The 16,854-nt window shown below is 57.4% G+C and carries 9 protein-coding genes, 1 tRNA gene, 3 rRNA genes and 1 pseudogene; 7 read left to right on the top strand and 7 right to left on the bottom strand.

What is annotated here, in order from left to right:
• Positions 1-26 precede the first annotated feature (26 nt).
• From ACYZUA_RS01815 to rrf (ACYZUA_RS01800), 4 genes are all read left to right on the top strand, one after another.
• A tRNA-Ala gene (locus ACYZUA_RS01815) sits at positions 27-102 on the top strand.
• 249 nt (positions 103-351) lie between these two features.
• A 23S ribosomal RNA gene (locus ACYZUA_RS01810) occupies positions 352-3,243 on the top strand.
• A gap of 149 nt (positions 3,244-3,392) precedes the next feature.
• A 5S ribosomal RNA gene (rrf, locus tag ACYZUA_RS01805) occupies positions 3,393-3,508 on the top strand.
• Between the two features lie 106 nt (positions 3,509-3,614).
• A 5S ribosomal RNA gene (gene rrf / locus ACYZUA_RS01800) occupies positions 3,615-3,730 on the top strand.
• Positions 3,731-3,975: 245 nt separating this feature from the next.
• Here rrf (ACYZUA_RS01800) and ACYZUA_RS01795 read toward each other — a convergent pair.
• A pseudogene (locus ACYZUA_RS01795) lies at positions 3,976-4,047 on the bottom strand (sigma-70 family RNA polymerase sigma factor); the annotation flags it as partial.
• A gap of 225 nt (positions 4,048-4,272) precedes the next feature.
• Here ACYZUA_RS01795 and ACYZUA_RS01790 point away from each other — a divergent pair.
• Complete coding sequence (locus tag ACYZUA_RS01790; RefSeq protein ID WP_461961852.1) at positions 4,273-6,153, top strand: methyl-accepting chemotaxis protein; 1,881 nt, start codon at positions 4,273-4,275, stop codon at positions 6,151-6,153.
• A 170-nt stretch (positions 6,154-6,323) separates the two neighbouring features.
• On the opposite strand, the gene ACYZUA_RS01785 is transcribed toward ACYZUA_RS01790, so the two are convergent.
• The 5 genes from ACYZUA_RS01785 to ACYZUA_RS01765 form a co-directional block, all read right to left on the bottom strand.
• Positions 6,324-6,791: an SRPBCC family protein gene (locus ACYZUA_RS01785; RefSeq protein ID WP_461961851.1), complete on the bottom strand. Its 468-nt coding sequence runs from the start codon at positions 6,789-6,791 to the stop codon at positions 6,324-6,326.
• A gap of 31 nt (positions 6,792-6,822) precedes the next feature.
• A complete protein-coding gene (locus ACYZUA_RS01780; RefSeq protein ID WP_461961850.1) occupies positions 6,823-10,239 on the bottom strand; it encodes an amino acid adenylation domain-containing protein in 3,417 nt (1,138 codons plus the stop codon).
• A gap of 13 nt (positions 10,240-10,252) precedes the next feature.
• Complete coding sequence (locus ACYZUA_RS01775) at positions 10,253-11,182, bottom strand: diiron oxygenase (protein ID WP_461961849.1); 930 nt, start codon at positions 11,180-11,182, stop codon at positions 10,253-10,255.
• Positions 11,179-11,955: a DUF3050 domain-containing protein gene (locus ACYZUA_RS01770; RefSeq protein ID WP_461961848.1), complete on the bottom strand. Its 777-nt coding sequence runs from the start codon at positions 11,953-11,955 to the stop codon at positions 11,179-11,181. Before ACYZUA_RS01770 ends, ACYZUA_RS01775 begins: the two co-directional genes overlap by 4 nt.
• 677 nt (positions 11,956-12,632) lie before the next feature.
• Positions 12,633-13,343, bottom strand: a complete 711-nt coding sequence (locus ACYZUA_RS01765; RefSeq protein ID WP_461961847.1) for a GntR family transcriptional regulator — start codon at positions 13,341-13,343, stop codon at positions 12,633-12,635.
• Positions 13,344-13,574: 231 nt separating this feature from the next.
• Between ACYZUA_RS01765 and lapG the strand changes: the two genes are divergently transcribed.
• Both lapG and lapD read left to right on the top strand, forming a co-directional pair.
• The gene (gene lapG, locus ACYZUA_RS01760) at positions 13,575-14,267 is read left to right on the top strand and encodes a cysteine protease LapG (RefSeq protein WP_461961846.1); all 693 of its coding nucleotides are present in this window, start codon (positions 13,575-13,577) and stop codon (positions 14,265-14,267) included.
• A gap of 14 nt (positions 14,268-14,281) precedes the next feature.
• The gene (lapD, locus tag ACYZUA_RS01755; RefSeq protein WP_461961845.1) at positions 14,282-16,228 is read left to right on the top strand and encodes a cyclic di-GMP receptor LapD; all 1,947 of its coding nucleotides are present in this window, start codon (positions 14,282-14,284) and stop codon (positions 16,226-16,228) included.
• A 146-nt stretch (positions 16,229-16,374) separates the two neighbouring features.
• On the opposite strand, the gene ACYZUA_RS01750 is transcribed toward lapD, so the two are convergent.
• A complete protein-coding gene (locus ACYZUA_RS01750; protein ID WP_309675899.1) occupies positions 16,375-16,713 on the bottom strand; it encodes a tryptophan synthase subunit beta in 339 nt (112 codons plus the stop codon).
• Positions 16,714-16,854 lie beyond the last annotated feature (141 nt).

Below are 16,854 nucleotides of genomic sequence, written 5' to 3'. Positions count from 1 at the left end.
TTTTGTGTGGGAACCTGTAGCAATACGGGGCCATAGCTCAGCTGGGAGAGCGCCTGCCTTGCACGCAGGAGGTCAACGGTTCGATCCCGTTTGGCTCCACCACTACTGCTTCTGTTTGTTGAAAGCTTAGAAATGAGCATTCCATCGTGATGATGGTGAATGTTGATTTCTAGTCTTTGGCTAGATCGTTCTTTAAAAATTTGGGTATGTGATAGAAAGATAGACTGAACGTTACTTTCACTGGTAACGGATCAGGCTAAGGTAAAATTTGTGAGTTGCTCTGTATGAGCAAGAATCGAATTTTCGGCGAATGTCGTCTTCACAGTATAACCAGATTGCTTGGGGTTATATGGTCAAGTGAAGAAGCGCATACGGTGGATGCCTTGGCAGTCAGAGGCGATGAAAGACGTGGTAGCCTGCGAAAAGCTTCGGGGAGTCGGCAAACAGACTTTGATCCGGAGATGTCTGAATGGGGGAACCCAGCCATCATAAGATGGTTATCTTAAGCTGAATACATAGGCTTAAGAGGCGAACCAGGGGAACTGAAACATCTAAGTACCCTGAGGAAAAGAAATCAACCGAGATTCCCTTAGTAGTGGCGAGCGAACGGGGACTAGCCCTTAAGTGGCTTTGAGATTAGCGGAACGCTCTGGAAAGTGCGGCCATAGTGGGTGATAGCCCTGTACGCGAAAATCTCTTGGTCATGAAATCGAGTAGGACGGAGCACGAGAAACTTTGTCTGAATATGGGGGGACCATCCTCCAAGGCTAAATACTACTGACTGACCGATAGTGAACTAGTACCGTGAGGGAAAGGCGAAAAGAACCCCGGAGAGGGGAGTGAAATAGATCCTGAAACCGTATGCGTACAAGCAGTGGGAGCCCACTTTGTTGGGTGACTGCGTACCTTTTGTATAATGGGTCAGCGACTTATTTTCAGTGGCGAGCTTAACCGAATAGGGGAGGCGTAGCGAAAGCGAGTCTTAATAGGGCGTCTAGTCGCTGGGAATAGACCCGAAACCGGGCGATCTATCCATGGGCAGGTTGAAGGTTGGGTAACACTAACTGGAGGACCGAACCGACTACCGTTGAAAAGTTAGCGGATGACCTGTGGATCGGAGTGAAAGGCTAATCAAGCTCGGAGATAGCTGGTTCTCCTCGAAAGCTATTTAGGTAGCGCCTCATGTATCACTGTAGGGGGTAGAGCACTGTTTCGGCTAGGGGGTCATCCCGACTTACCAAACCGATGCAAACTCCGAATACCTACAAGTGCCGAGCATGGGAGACACACGGCGGGTGCTAACGTCCGTCGTGAAAAGGGAAACAACCCAGACCGTCAGCTAAGGTCCCAAAGTTATGGTTAAGTGGGAAACGATGTGGGAAGGCTTAGACAGCTAGGAGGTTGGCTTAGAAGCAGCCACCCTTTAAAGAAAGCGTAATAGCTCACTAGTCGAGTCGGCCTGCGCGGAAGATGTAACGGGGCTCAAACCATACACCGAAGCTACGGGTATCACTTAGGTGATGCGGTAGAGGAGCGTTCTGTAAGCCTGTGAAGGTGAGTTGAGAAGCTTGCTGGAGGTATCAGAAGTGCGAATGCTGACATGAGTAACGACAATGGGTGTGAAAAACACCCACGCCGAAAGACCAAGGTTTCCTGCGCAACGTTAATCGACGCAGGGTTAGTCGGTCCCTAAGGCGAGGCTGAAAAGCGTAGTCGATGGAAAACAGGTTAATATTCCTGTACTTCTGGTTATTGCGATGGAGGGACGGAGAAGGCTAGGCCAGCTTGGCGTTGGTTGTCCAAGTTTAAGGTGGTAGGCTGGAATCTTAGGTAAATCCGGGATTCTAAGGCCGAGAGCTGATGACGAGTTACCCTTTGGGTGACGAAGTGGTTGATGCCATGCTTCCAAGAAAAGCTTCTAAGCTTCAGGTAACCAGGAACCGTACCCCAAACCGACACAGGTGGTTGGGTAGAGAATACCAAGGCGCTTGAGAGAACTCGGGTGAAGGAACTAGGCAAAATGGCACCGTAACTTCGGGAGAAGGTGCGCCGGTGAGGGTGAAGCATTTACTGCGTAAGCCCATGCCGGTCGAAGATACCAGGCCGCTGCGACTGTTTATTAAAAACACAGCACTCTGCAAACACGAAAGTGGACGTATAGGGTGTGACGCCTGCCCGGTGCCGGAAGGTTAATTGATGGGGTTAGCTAACGCGAAGCTCTTGATCGAAGCCCCGGTAAACGGCGGCCGTAACTATAACGGTCCTAAGGTAGCGAAATTCCTTGTCGGGTAAGTTCCGACCTGCACGAATGGCGTAACGATGGCGGCGCTGTCTCCACCCGAGACTCAGTGAAATTGAAATCGCTGTGAAGATGCAGTGTATCCGCGGCTAGACGGAAAGACCCCGTGAACCTTTACTATAGCTTTGCACTGGACTTTGAATTTGCTTGTGTAGGATAGGTGGGAGGCTTTGAAGCGTGGACGCCAGTTCGCGTGGAGCCAACCTTGAAATACCACCCTGGCAACTTTGAGGTTCTAACTCAGGTCCGTTATCCGGATCGAGGACAGTGTATGGTGGGTAGTTTGACTGGGGCGGTCTCCTCCTAAAGAGTAACGGAGGAGTACGAAGGTGCGCTCAGACCGGTCGGAAATCGGTCGTAGAGTATAAAGGCAAAAGCGCGCTTGACTGCGAGACAGACACGTCGAGCAGGTACGAAAGTAGGTCTTAGTGATCCGGTGGTTCTGTATGGAAGGGCCATCGCTCAACGGATAAAAGGTACTCCGGGGATAACAGGCTGATACCGCCCAAGAGTTCATATCGACGGCGGTGTTTGGCACCTCGATGTCGGCTCATCACATCCTGGGGCTGAAGCCGGTCCCAAGGGTATGGCTGTTCGCCATTTAAAGTGGTACGCGAGCTGGGTTTAGAACGTCGTGAGACAGTTCGGTCCCTATCTGCCGTGGACGTTTGAGATTTGAGAGGGGCTGCTCCTAGTACGAGAGGACCGGAGTGGACGAACCTCTGGTGTTCCGGTTGTCACGCCAGTGGCATTGCCGGGTAGCTATGTTCGGAATAGATAACCGCTGAAAGCATCTAAGCGGGAAACTAGCCTCAAGATGAGATCTCACTGGGACCTTGAGTCCCCTGAAGGGCCGTCGAAGACTACGACGTTGATAGGTTGGGTGTGTAAGCGCTGTGAGGCGTTGAGCTAACCAATACTAATTGCCCGTGAGGCTTGACCATATAACACCCAAGCAATTTGCGTCGAAAGGCCAGATTGCGGTGTGTGAAGACGAAACGACCGAAAGTTCGAGAGATTCACAAAACACCCGCTGTCACATACCCGATTTGCTGAAGCGAGGCCAGCTGGCCACGACTCGGTACCCGAATTTCTTGACGACCATAGAGCATTGGAACCACCTGATCCCATCCCGAACTCAGCAGTGAAACGATGCATCGCCGATGGTAGTGTGGGGTTTCCCCATGTGAGAGTAGGTCATCGTCAAGATTAAATTCCGAAACCCCTATCTGCGTATGCAGGTAGGGGTTTTGTTTTAGTAGAAGTCACCCATTTTGCTGGCACGTTACGCTGTAACGGGCTGGTCACAGAATTTCTTGACGACCATAGAGCATTGGAACCACCTGATCCCATCCCGAACTCAGCAGTGAAACGATGCATCGCCGATGGTAGTGTGGGGTTTCCCCATGTGAGAGTAGGTCATCGTCAAGATTAAATTCCGAAACCCCTGTCTGCTAACGCAGACAGGGGTTTTGTCGTTCTGGGCTCGCTAAACGCTCAGGAACGTCAGTTGTATGTTCCCACGGAGACGACAAAGCCAGCCCCCGGATTCAGGCGCTGCTTTGTTGGAATGACGAGGGATTAGTACTGGTAGCTTACCGTCGCGGCGACATTGTGTTCTTCGCCCAACTAGCAGAAATTCAGACTGGCACATGAGGCCACATAGGACCCACGGGCGTTCGCAGAAAGGCGCGGGGAGCCTTGAGTTGCAGGCGTTCGGTTCTGTGCAGCAGACGCACATAACCGTCATCACACAAAGACTGAGCAGGCGCTCTGGCACACCGTTCGGCGGGTATCTGACAGGAATGTCGACCATTTCGTACAAACGCCTAAGTTTTCTCCGGTTTGTGCCGACAGCCTGATGAGACATGCGTGCACCAAAGTAGAGCGGCCACAGAGCCCTGCCTGCGCTGTTACATGGAATGTTGCAACCCGGAACGCATCCCCACTTTTTGCATAAGAAGTCCCATGAAATGAATCTCAAATTCAGTCATAAAATCCTTCTGGCCGCCTCCGGCGTCGTGGTGCTGGCATTTGCGTTGTTCACTTTGTACAACGACTATCTGCAGCGAAACACCATCCGTCAAAACCTTGAATCGAGCGTCCAGCAGGCCGGCGATCTGACCGCCAGCAGCGTGCTGAACTGGATGAGCGGTCGCGTGCTGGTGCTGGAAAACCTCGCGCAAAACGTCGCCCATCAAGGCGCCAATGCCGACCTCCCTGGGTTGGTCAGTCAACCGGCCCTGACCTCGAACTTCCAGTTCACCTACGTGGGCCAGGCCAACGGTGTATTCACTCAGCGCCCGGACGCGAAGATGCCTGATGGCTACGATCCGCGTCAGCGTCCCTGGTACAAACAGGCCGTGGCTGCCGACAAGACCATGCTGACCCCGCCTTACATGGCTGCCGTCGGCGGGCTGGTGGTGACCATCGCCCTGCCGGTGAAAAAGAACGGCGAGTTGCTCGGCGTGGTCGGCGGCGACCTGAGCCTGGAAACCCTGGTGAAGATCATCAATTCGGTGGACTTCGGTGGCATCGGCCACGCATTCCTGGTCAGCGCCGACGGTCAGGTGATCGTCAGCCCGGACAAAGACCAGGTGATGAAAAACCTGAAAGACATCTACCCGAACGCCGGTGTGCGCATCGAGAAGGGCAATCAGGAAGTCACCCTGAACAAGCAGGACCGTATCCTTTCGTTCACGCCGGTCAGTGGTTTGCCGAATGCCGAGTGGTACATCGGTCTGTCGATCGACAAGGACAAGGCCTACGCACCCCTCAGCCAGTTCCGCACTTCTGCGCTGATCGCGATGTTCATCGCCGTGACGGCCATTGCCGTGCTGCTGAGCCTGCTGATCAACGTGCTGATGCGCCCGCTGACCACCATGAGCCGTGCGATGCAGGACATCGCTCAAGGCGAGGGCGACCTGACCCGACGTCTGGCTGTGGAAAGCAAAGACGAGTTCGGTGAGCTGGGCGGTTCTTTCAATCAGTTCGTGGAGCGAATTCACGCGTCGATTTCCGAAGTGTCGTCGGCCACCCGCCAGGTTCACGACCTGTCGCAGAGGGTGATGGCTTCGTCCAACGCCTCGATCGTCGGTTCCGACGAGCAAAGCGCCCGCACCAACAGTGTGGCCGCGGCGATCAACCAGTTGGGCGCCGCCACCCAGGAAATCGCCCGCAACGCCGCCGATGCTTCCCAGCACGCCAGCGGCGCGAGCGAGCAGGCTGATGACGGTCGTCAGGTGGTGGAGAAAACCATTCTGGCGATGACCGAGTTGTCGCAGAAAATCAGCCTGTCCTGCACGCAGATCGAAACCCTGAACGCCAGCACCGACAACATCGGGCACATTCTGGATGTGATCAAAGGCATCTCCCAGCAGACCAACTTGCTCGCGCTCAACGCGGCCATCGAAGCGGCCCGTGCTGGTGAAGCCGGTCGTGGTTTTGCGGTGGTGGCGGACGAGGTGCGTAACCTCGCCCATCGTACTCAGGAATCGGCGGAGGAGATCCACAAAATGATCACCTCGCTGCAGATCGGTTCTCGTGAAGCGGTGACGACCATGAACGCCAGTCAGGTCTCCAGCGAACAGAGCGTCGAAGTGGCGAACCAGGCCGGTCTGCGACTGGTCAGCGTGACCCAGCGCATCGGCGAAATCGACGGCATGAACCAGTCGGTGGCCGCGGCGACCGAAGAGCAGACGGCAGTCGTGGAAACCCTCAACGTCGACGTTAACCAGATCAACCTGCTGAACCAGCAGAGCGTGGCCAACCTCAATGAAACGTTGAAGGATTGCGATGCGTTGTCCCTGCAGGCGAACCGGTTGAAGCAGTTGGTCGACAGCTTCAAAATCTGATTCCGGTCAGTTGGACCGCGTTATCGTTCAATCGGGAGCAGGTCGAATCGTCGCACCGTCGCTCCCACATGGGATTTTCTGTGATCACAACATTTGTGAGCGACTGAAAACCCCTGTGGGAGTGAGCCTGCTCGCGATAGCGGTGGATTAGTCACCGCTGAACCAAAGCCTTACGCAAACAGCTTCAGCACATTGCTCATCGAGTCATCGGCAAAGCCCTGAACGAAATCCGTGAACCCCGGCAACGCCTCCACGCCGCCCTGCGCGGGTTCGGCGATGATGGTCCAGGTCGCTCGGGATTTGCCCGCGCCCAGCGGTTCGACACTCATCGCCGCCCACAAATTGGCCACGCCCAAGGTGTTGTAAATCGTGGTCCAGGTCATGTTCAGCGCCTGGTCATCCCGGGAGTTGAGTTGCTCGACCACCAGGTTGCCGTCCTTGAAGAATTTCTTGCGCAGGGATGACACGCCTTCGCCGGTCATCTCGATGTGCGACAGCGCCGGAATGAATTGATCGAAGCCGGCAAAGTTACCGACCACTGCCCAGACCTTCCTGGCATCGGCCGGCACTTCCACCGAGGACACCACGTGGCAGCCTTGAGGATTTTTGATCAGGGTATCGGGTTGCAGAGTGCTCATGGTCTTGCTCCATTCTTGGGGTTGGGTTGAATCAGATGAAGTTGATTTCTTTCAGGTAGTCGCAGCCGCGCCGCAGCAGTGCCGGGGATTTTTCCGGGTAATGCGCGCCCATCTGCCGCACGCCCGCCTGGGCGTTGGCGTGGCCGATCATTGAGATGTCGCCGATGTCTTCCTCGAAGCCGTTGAGGTAGAAACCGAGCACGCCGAACAACGCGTTGTCGCTGTCGACCCGGCCCAGTTGCTGCTGCCAGTCGGCGACGCTGACCATGGAAAACTCCCGCCCCGCCTCACGGAATGACGCGACGTAGTTGTCCCAGCTCAGAGGCTCGGGGTTGTGCAGGTTGAACACCGCTTTTTCGGATGAATAACGGCTGGCATGGAAGGCGATGAACCGAGCGAGAAAGTCCACCGGCATCAGGTCGAAATTCAGCGCGAATTCCGGTACCTGACCGAGCTGGATCGAACCTTTGAGCATCAGCATCAAGCGATTCTTGTGCGGCTGGCAGACACCGGTGAGGCTGTTGAAACTGATGTTGCCGGGGCGATAAAGATTGACCCGTACGCCACGTTCGCGAGCGCGTTCGAGGATCCGCTCACCGACCCATTTGGACAGGTTGTAGCCGTTCTTGATGTAGATCGGCGGGGTTTGCGCGGCGGGCAATTCCAGTACCCGGCCATCGGCGGCAATCGTGCTGGAAGCCGAGAGTGTCGAGACGAAGTTGAAAATCTTTTTGCTGCGTCCTTCGCACAGCCGAAGGCACTCGAAAATCGGCTCGACGTTGTCCCGCGCCAGCGACTCGTAATCGAGTACGTGATTGACGTTGGCGGCGTTGTGCACCAACGCGCCGAACTGCCGATCCAGTCGCTCGTAAACATCTGCTTCGAGCCCCAATGACGGACGCGTGATGTCCGCCGCATAAACCCGCACCCGACTCAGGTCCAGATGCTCCAGACGGTTTTCCCGCAACGCATGGGCAAACCGCTCGGCCGCCGATTGCCCACCGCCATCGCGCACCAGGCAGGCGACTTCGCTGGCGCCCCAGGCGAGCAACGCTTCGACGATGTGCACGCCGACAAAGCTGTTGGCGCCGGTGACGATCACCTTGTGTACATCGCCCATGCGGTTGATTGGCAACGGCTGGATATCCAGCTCACGGAAAGCATCGGCCAAGGCTTTTTCGCTCAATACCTCTTCGGTGCCGGTGCCGCGCACCAAGGTCGCCAACTTGGCGATGGTCGGCAATTCGATGAAGCGGTTGATCGAAATGCTGCGACCGAACTCCTCACGCAAACGCAACAGCATGCGCGACAGCAGGATCGAGTGACCGCCCAGATTGAAGAAGCTTTCATCGGTGGAAATATCGCTGGCCGGAAGCTCCAGCAACTCGGCCCAGATATCCAGCAACAGCGCCTCATCGGCACTGACGGGTAAGCGTCGCAGCGTGCTTTCGGAGACATTCACGGGCATCGCCAACAGCGCCTTGCGATCGACCTTGCCGTTGCTGGCGAACGGCATGCTCGGCAGTTCGGTCCATGCTGTGGGCTGCATGTAATCCGGCAGAAACTGCATTGAGTGAGCTTTCAGCGCTTCGCGAGCGGTGCCGGGTTGATCCTCCTGAGGCTGCGCGAGGAAAGCCAGAATCCGGCGCTGGCTGTCGATAACCACTGCCACCTGGCGGTACAACTGACTGTCGCGCAGGCAGCGTTCGATCTCTTCCGGCTCGACCCGGAAGCCGCGAATCTTCACCTGATTGTCGCGTCGCCCGCACAGCTCAATGCCGTCGCAGGTCCACTTCGCCATGTCACCGGTGCGGTAGGCGCGCAGGCTCTGGCCACTCGGCAGGCTCAGGTTCAGATAACGTTCGGCGGTCTGCTGCGGGTTGTTCAGGTAGCCCAGGCACACCCCAGGCCCGACGATGTACAACTCACCGACAGTCTGTTCGGCCACTGGTTGAAAATCCTCATCGAGAATCAGCACCTGACTGTTGGCGATAGGCGCGCCGAGGGTGCGGTTGCTGTCGCCGGTGCGCAGTTGCCGCGCGGTGATCAACACCGTCGCTTCGGTCGGTCCATAGAGGTTGTAGAGGTTGCCCTGACGGGTGAGCTGCTCGATGACATAGGGTTCGCAGACATCGCCGCCGGTCATCACGTGATCGAGGCATTGCAATTGATCCAGCGGCAGGATGCTTAACAACGCCGGCGGCAAAAAGGCGTGGCTCAGTTGTTGATGGCGGATCAGCTCGACCAGTTGCAACGGATCGCGGCGCTGATCGTCGCCGGGCACGATCAGCTCGGCGCCCTGGAGCAGGGTCGGGAAGATATCGATCAGCGATGAGTCGAAACTCAACGACGAAAACTGCAGCACCCGGCTCTGTTCGGTCAGTTGCACATAGTCGGCATACCACGCGGTGAAGTGCGCGAGGTTGGCCTGGCTGAGCAATACGCCTTTGGGATGGCCGGTGGTGCCCGAGGTGTAGAGCGCCATGCACGGCGCCTCTGGATCGGGTCGTTGGCGCATCAAGGGTTGATCGAGATCCACGTCACCGATGTCGATGCGGCTGATGTCGAGTCCCGGCATATGGGCAGCGAGTGGATGCTCACCGTCATGCAGCAACAACACTGCTCCGGCGTTTTCCAGAATGTACTGCTGACGTTGCAAGGGATGGCTCGGTTCCAGCGGCAGGTACACCGCGCCACTGCCAAGAATCGCCAGAATCCCCGCATACAATGCGCTGCATTTTGGCAGGCAGATCCCGATCACCAACGGCCCGTGATGCTGAGCAAGCAATGGCTGCAAACGCTGCTGGATGGCGCGGCTGTGGGCGTACAAATGCCGATAGCTCAGGGACGTGCCGGCAATGTTCAGCGCGGGTCGTTCGGCACATTGGATGAAGCGCCGCTCAAGGCGCTCGATCATCGGGATTTGGCTGAGCGCCAGCAGCGCGGGTGCCGCCGTGAGGTTGAGCCGATGGAAAAACGCGAGGCTCTCCAAATAGAGCAGATTTTCCACGTGCTTGAAGCAAGCGGGAGCCGCAGGCTCGGCCAGCAAAAAATAGTCGGCATCGCGAGAGAAACGGCTGACCAGCAGCGCCACATGCTCGACCAGTTCCGCCACAACCTGCAGGCGCAATGCCTGACCGTTGCCCGAAGGTTCATCGATGATCGGCACGCGAGTGAACAGCGTTGAACCGTACGTGCACAACAGGTCCAGCGGCGGCAGGCCAGAAACCCCAGGCACGCCGATACCCAGTTGCAGCGTCAGTCGCGGTGCTTCGCCGATGTCTCGAACAGGCAGGCTGGCGTCGTCGATCAGCAAATCAGCGTTACCCAACGGCTGCTCGTCGACGGCTGTCAGGCGCATCAGAGAATGACCGTGTTGTTCAAGTTCCAGCGCCAGGTCGGTCAAGGCCTGGCTGTGTCCAATGAGCAGAATGTCGAGACGTCTCATGATGGGCTCCTCGTTAAACCAGGTAATCGCTGAGGGCGTCTTGCACGCACGGCGAATCGAGCAGCGAACTGCTGCGGAAAAACCGCACGATGTTGGCGACCAGCGGGTGATGGCGATTGATCGGGAAGGCCAGCCCCGACACTTCGCTCTTGAGTGCGCGGCGTGCGTCATCGCTGATCTGCAAGGATTCGATCAGCCGGAAGTCGAAGGACTTCTGGATGTCGTTGGTCAGGTAATGGCCGATGAACACCGGCAGGATGTGCGCGATGCAGCGGCGGTCGTCTTCGCTCGCGGTGTGCCAGTAGATGCGCACCAGCCGCGCCCAGAATCCGGAGTGGCGACCTTCGTCGAGCAGGTGGTCGGCCATCAGGCCCTTGATCGACTGCTTGACCGTGTCGTCCTTGGCGAACGCCGCGACATCGCCGGTCACGGTGTTCTCGGCGATGGCCACGCAGATCAATTCCACGGCGCTGCGCAGGTGTTCCGGCGCGAGCGCCACGGCCGCTGGAATGGCTCGGCTGAGTTCGATTTCATCCGGCAGTTCGATGGGCGTGATGCCGGTCATGGCGACGGTCTGTTGCATGAAGTCCATCGCCACGAGTGCGTGGTAATCCTCGTCCACCACCACGGTCATGGCGTCGTAGCGGCAGGCGAACGGAAAGGCCACGGCGAAGCGATTCTTGGCGATGCTGCGGGCGGTCTTGTCGACGATTTCGGTTTCGAAAATCACCACGTCATTGATGAATTTGTAGAGCGTCTGCACCAGCGCAAAGTCGCGTTGCTCCGGGCATTCGCGCAGGAAGGTTTCGCTCAGCACCAACGGTTGGCGGCTCAACGGATAGATCAGTTTGTCGTCGTTCTCCAGCACGCGCCGGGGGCGGGTGCGGATGGTCGCGCGACTTTCCCAGGCGTCGGCGAAGGATTGGTAGTCAGCGGCGTTCATGCGCTCACCTCAGGCATAGGTTCGCTCATGCTCAGGCGCAGGCCGTCCCACAAGGCGATGCGACTTTCAACGGCGGCGATGGCGCTGGCGTAGACGTCTTCCTCGCGTTGCGGATCGCCATTGACCAGTCGGGCAAGGAGTTTTTCAGCGGCGGGGCCGTGGTCTTCGGAATCGACTTCGATGTGCCGTTCGAGGTAGTAACGGAAGGTCGGCGCCTGTTCGATGCCGATGCCCCAGTCATCAAGGATTCGCTGGAACATCTGCGGGATGACGCTCTCGCGACCATGCAGAAATGCCGCCGCAACGCTGTGCCCCGGCGCATGCAACGCGGTATGCAATGTGTTGCGCACGAACTGCGCTGCCGCCGGATCGACGTCCACGCTTTGCAGTGCCACGTCGTAACTCACGCCTTCTTTTTGCAGCGCGACGAAGCGTTCGACCACCGCCGTGCTGGCGCCAACTTCGCGCATGGCATCCAGGTACAACTCGAAATGGCTGTAGTGACCGTGAGCCGGACGATCATCGGACTCCTCACCCAGCACGATCTCGTTGATCAAACGCGCCGCCTGCGGATCTCGCGGTGGCAGCCAGGGCAGCTGGACGCAGGTCAGTTCCTGTTGCAGGCGTTTGGTCAGTGACATGAAATCCCATACCGCAAACACATGGGTTTCCATGAAACGTTGCAATACCGACATTGAGTTGATTTCAGAAAAGATCGGATGAGCACTAAGTTCTGCTTTCTTCTGGGTGAGACGGTCTTTAGTCGTTTTCATGGGCGAGCCTATAAGTGAATTGGATATACCGTTGGGTTTGAATGAATAAGCGATCGTTAGTTAACGCTTTCTGCTGGCGAGCAGAGGCCTCAAGCGAATTGATATGGGTAAGTTGCAATACGTCGTTAAGTGACGGTCTGGCGCCAGCATTCAAGGCGGCGGAGAAAAACTAATACATGAATAAAGTGTCGGGCAAGTTATTTTTAACTTATTTTAAAGTTTAACTTTCTTGTGCGCGACAAGTTCCAATAAAACTTTTAATTTGAGTTTTATTTGGATGTAGTTACTCCTTCCGGCTTATATAAGTCAGAATTAAAATGAAGAGTGAATGCCTCACTCGAAGCAACTTTCTAATTGAGTCGTTGAAGTGAATTGAGGGGGTGGAAGTTGGCTGGGATCAACGCCGGTTCTTCCTTTCCCGTGGCAAGACTCCTTCCGTAGGTTCTTGGTGCGGGGACTGCTCCGCTCGTGCGGTGCGTCGCCCGTTCATTATTTGTTGGCAGCCCAAGAGTGAGCGTAAATCACGACAGCCGCTATCACCGGCGCGTCATCGATTCGCAGTCATTACTTGGTTTGAGAGGGGTCAATCGAAGGCAGGGCTTTTGAGAGGGGCACAGCGCCGCGCGGCAAGCGAGAACGAGCAGTTCGATCTGCTCGCTCAGGCTTGCCGGCGCGGTTTACTTAGAGGTTTTCTTGTTCCGCGCTTCGGGGCTGTTGAGGTAGCGTGTGATGACCTCAACGCCCCGGTTGAGGTGTTGTTCGAGCAACTTCACCGCGCGCTCGACGTCCCGGTCTTCGACGGCCAGCAACAGCGCCCGGTGGTCTTCCTGGGACAGTTTGCCCAGGCCCATGGCTTCCAGGTTGAAGCGCAGGAAACGCTCCTCTTCGTTCAGTCCGTCTTCCACCAGCCTCAATAGCCGTTGGTTCGGCGCCTTGCAGTACAGCGCCATGTGGAAAAGCCGATTGAGCCGGCCGATTTCGGTGTAGTTGTTTTGCGTTTCCAGTTCGTCGATGTAGCGGGCAGCCTGTTCGAGATCCTCATTAACCAGTAACGGGATCGACAGGCGTAGCGCTTCGGATTCCAGCAGGATCCGCAGCGAGTAGGTTTCCACGGCATCGCCCTGAACCAGCGGTGCAACCACTGCCCCTTTATGGGCGATGACGTTGAGCAGCGCCTGAGCTTCGAGCTGGCGCAAGGCTTCGCGCACCGGCATGCGGCTGACACCGAAAAGATCAGCCAAATCTTGCTGGCGCAGGGCGGTGCCGCAGGGTATGCGACCGTCGAGAATGGCCGAACGCAGGGTTTCTTCGATCACCGAGCGTGCCAGATGAGCGGGAATTGGCCCGTTGACCTTGATGCTGTTCAGAGGATTGGGCTTCTGTGTCACAACTACGCACCCTGTTTGACTGAAATAAATTTGGATCCAAGGGGACACTAGTGACTGCCTGACAGGTTGTCAAACGGACAAAAGGTCGCCCTGACGTGGCCGCGATGTTTTTAATGACACCTGCCATACAAAGTTTAGCGCGCCAGCAGTGATCTCATCGTGCCATTGTCTTTTACCGGGCTAACCTGCACCATCGACCGCTTTCCACCTGCCTGACCTGGATGCCTCGCATTGGCGGTATGTTTCGCGATCCCTCGGACTTTGCGCTGGCTGTGCTGCGCGTTGCTGCTGGCCGGCGTTATGCTGGGCGGGCTGCATGCCGATTGGGATTTTTCGCTGATCAGCCGTCGCGCGCAGGCATTGTACGGGCCATTGGGCGAAGGGCAGCCACGCATTGATGCCTGGCAGCACTTATTGGTCACGCAAAAGCAGGTCGGCGAGCTGGAACAGCTGAAAGTGGTCAATCAGTTCTTCAACAAACAGATGCGTTACGAGGAAGACGTCGACCTGTGGCACGAGGTCGATTATTGGGAAACACCCATCGAGGCCCTGTGGAAGGGCGCCGGCGATTGCGAAGATTACGCGATCGCCAAGTATTTCAGCCTGCGTCATCTTGGCGTCGCCAGTGACAAGTTACGCATCACTTACGTCAAGGCCTTGCGCCTGAATCGGGCGCACATGGTATTGACCTACTACTCAAGCCCCGAGGCCATGCCGCTGGTACTCGACAGCCTGATCGATGCGATCAAACCGGCCAGCCAACGAACCGATTTGCTGCCGGTGTACTCTTTCAATGCCGAAGGGTTGTGGTTGCCGGGCGCCAAGGGCAATAAGAAAGTCGGTGACACCAAACGCCTGTCTCGTTGGCAGGATGTGTTGAAGAAAATGCAGGCCGAAGGTTTCCCGGTCGAGACGACTAACTAGGAGCACGCGCTCAGATGTCCTTGTTCAAACAGCTGTTGATCGCTATCTGTCTGTTCCTGGTGATCGCCTTCACCGGTAGCTTCGTGGTCAGCCTGGAAAGCTCACGCACCCAATACGTCAACCAGTTGCGCTCCCACGCCCAGGATGCCGCGACCGCATTGGCGCTGTCCCTGACACCGAACATCGACGACCCGGCGATGGTCGAGTTGCTGGTCAGTTCGATCTTCGACAGCGGTTATTACGCGAGCATCCGCGTGGTCGACCTCAAGACCGATCAGGCCATCGTCGAGCGCAGCGGAATTCCCGCGGTGAACGACGTGCCGGACTGGTTCGTCAAAATGATCGGGCTGGAAGCGGCCGGTGGTGATGCCCTTGTCAGCCGTGGCTGGGAGCAAGCGGCGCGGGTCGAGGTGGTCAGCCATCCGATGTTCGCGTTGGCGAAACTTTGGCAGAGCGCGCTGGGCAGTCTTGGCTGGTTGCTGATATGCGGTGCGGTGAGCGCGGTGCTGGGTGCGCTGTTGTTGCGCCGGCAACTGAAACCGCTGGATTACATGGTCAAGCAATCCCACGCCATCGCTCGTCGCGAATTCCTCAGCCTGCCGCAACTGCCGCGCACGCCGGAACTGCGCCGCGTGGTGCAGGCCATGAATCAGATGGTCGAGAAGCTTAAAGCACTGTTCCAGGAACAGGCCGAGCGCAGTGAAAAGCTGCGGGCCGAGTCCTATCAGGACAACCTGACGGGGCTGGCCAACCGTCGTTATTTCGAAATGCAACTGAACGCCCGAGTGAGCAATCCGGAGCAGGCGAGTTCCGGTTATTTGCTGCTATTGCGGGTCAGGGACCTGGCCGGGTTGAACCAGCGGTTGGGCGGTCAACGTACTGACCAGTTGTTGAAAGCGGTGGGCGAGCAGTTGTCCCGAGAGTGCGCCAAATACCCGGAAACCCTGAACCTCGTGACGCGGATTCGCGGCGGTGAGTTCGCCGTGCTGGCGCCGGGGCTGGTGCGCGAAGAAGCGCTGCAACTGGCGCAGAACCTCGACAGTGGCTTGGCGAGCCTGCACGCGACGGGCGCCACCGACGTGGCCTCGGTGGCCTCGATCGGGCTGGCGCCGTTTGTTTATGGCGACTCCCCGCAAGCGGTGCTGGGGCTGGGCGATCAGGCGTTGGCTCAGGCGGAAACCCAGGGCGATTCGAGCTGGGTTTGCCTGGATCACAGCGCGTCGGCCAGCGTCGGCGACGACCATCATGCCTGGCACAACTTACTGGAACAGGCGTTGAACGAGCAGCGTTTCGAGCTGTATTTCCAGCCGGTGGTGGCCGCCCAGGACACGCAGTTGGTGCTGCATTACAAGGTGCTGTCGCGTTTGATCGACGACGAGGGCCAGACCATTCCCGCCGGGCGCTTCCTGCCGTGGCTCGAGCGCTTTGGCTGGACCGCGCGGTTGGACCGGCTGATGTTGGAGCGGGTACTTGAGCAGATGGCCGACCATACAGAGTCGCTGGCGCTGAACCTGTCTTCAGCGACGCTGGCCGATCCACAGGCATTGAATAAAGTCTTCGACATCCTGCGTCAGCATTCGGATCTCGGGGAGCGATTGACCCTGGAAATCGGTGAGGAGCAGTTGCCGGAGCAAGCCATACTGGAAGAACTGACGCGACGTCTGCACGAACTCGGGTTCTCCCTGAGCCTGCAACGCTTTGGCGGGCGCTTCAGCATGATCGGCAACCTGGCGCGGCTTGGGTTGGCGTATCTGAAGATCGACGGCAGTTACATCCGGGCGATTGATCAGGAGAGCGACAAGCGCCTGTTCATCGAGGCGATTCAGCGTGCGGCGCACAGCATCGATTTGCCGCTGATTGCCGAGCGGGTCGAGACGGAAGGGGAGTTGATGGTGATTCGTGAGATGGGGTTGTATGGGGTTCAGGGGCAGTTGTTTGGTGAGCCGAAGCCTTGGAAGTAATGCGTCGTCGGTGATGCCGCCATCGCGAGCAGGCTCGCTCCCACAGGGGATTCGGTTGTACGCACAATTGCGGTACGACGCATAACCAATGTGGGAGCGAGCCTGCTCGCGATGGCGTCGGTACAGACAACAACAATGACGGGGCCTTAGATCAACCCCGTCTCATCATCATCGATCAATTGACTCAACCCGCCCAACGCTTCACGGGCCTGGTTGCGGTCCATCAGCTTGGCTTGTGCGGCCGGCGGCAGGTCGGTGACGCGGATCACGCCTTTGCTGGTCAACACCTGGATCAAGTCGTCGAGTACCCGGATCATTTCCAGGTCGCTCTGCTTGAGTTGTTTGAGGCTGGTTTCCACTACTTCATTGGCATACCAGGCCTGGATTTCATGGTGGTCGGCCGGCAGTGTTTCCGTGGCCTCGGCGTAGGCCGTGGCTTCCACGCGCACTAACTGACCTTGCGCATCGCGTTGCACGTAGAACATTGAACATCCCTCGGAAATGGACCCGCGTCATGCTTTCAGCAGCATAGGCCAACTGGACGCGAGTATGCGGTGCGGCGACGAAATCGTCACCGGGGTGTTGGGAGCAAACGTGACGGCCGCCCCTTAAGGGCGGCCGTTTTT

This window comes from Pseudomonas sp. LS2P72 (genome assembly GCF_054897865.1).
The sequence above is the reverse complement of the archived record's forward strand: the minus strand, read 5'-3'. Positions and strand labels throughout refer to the sequence as shown.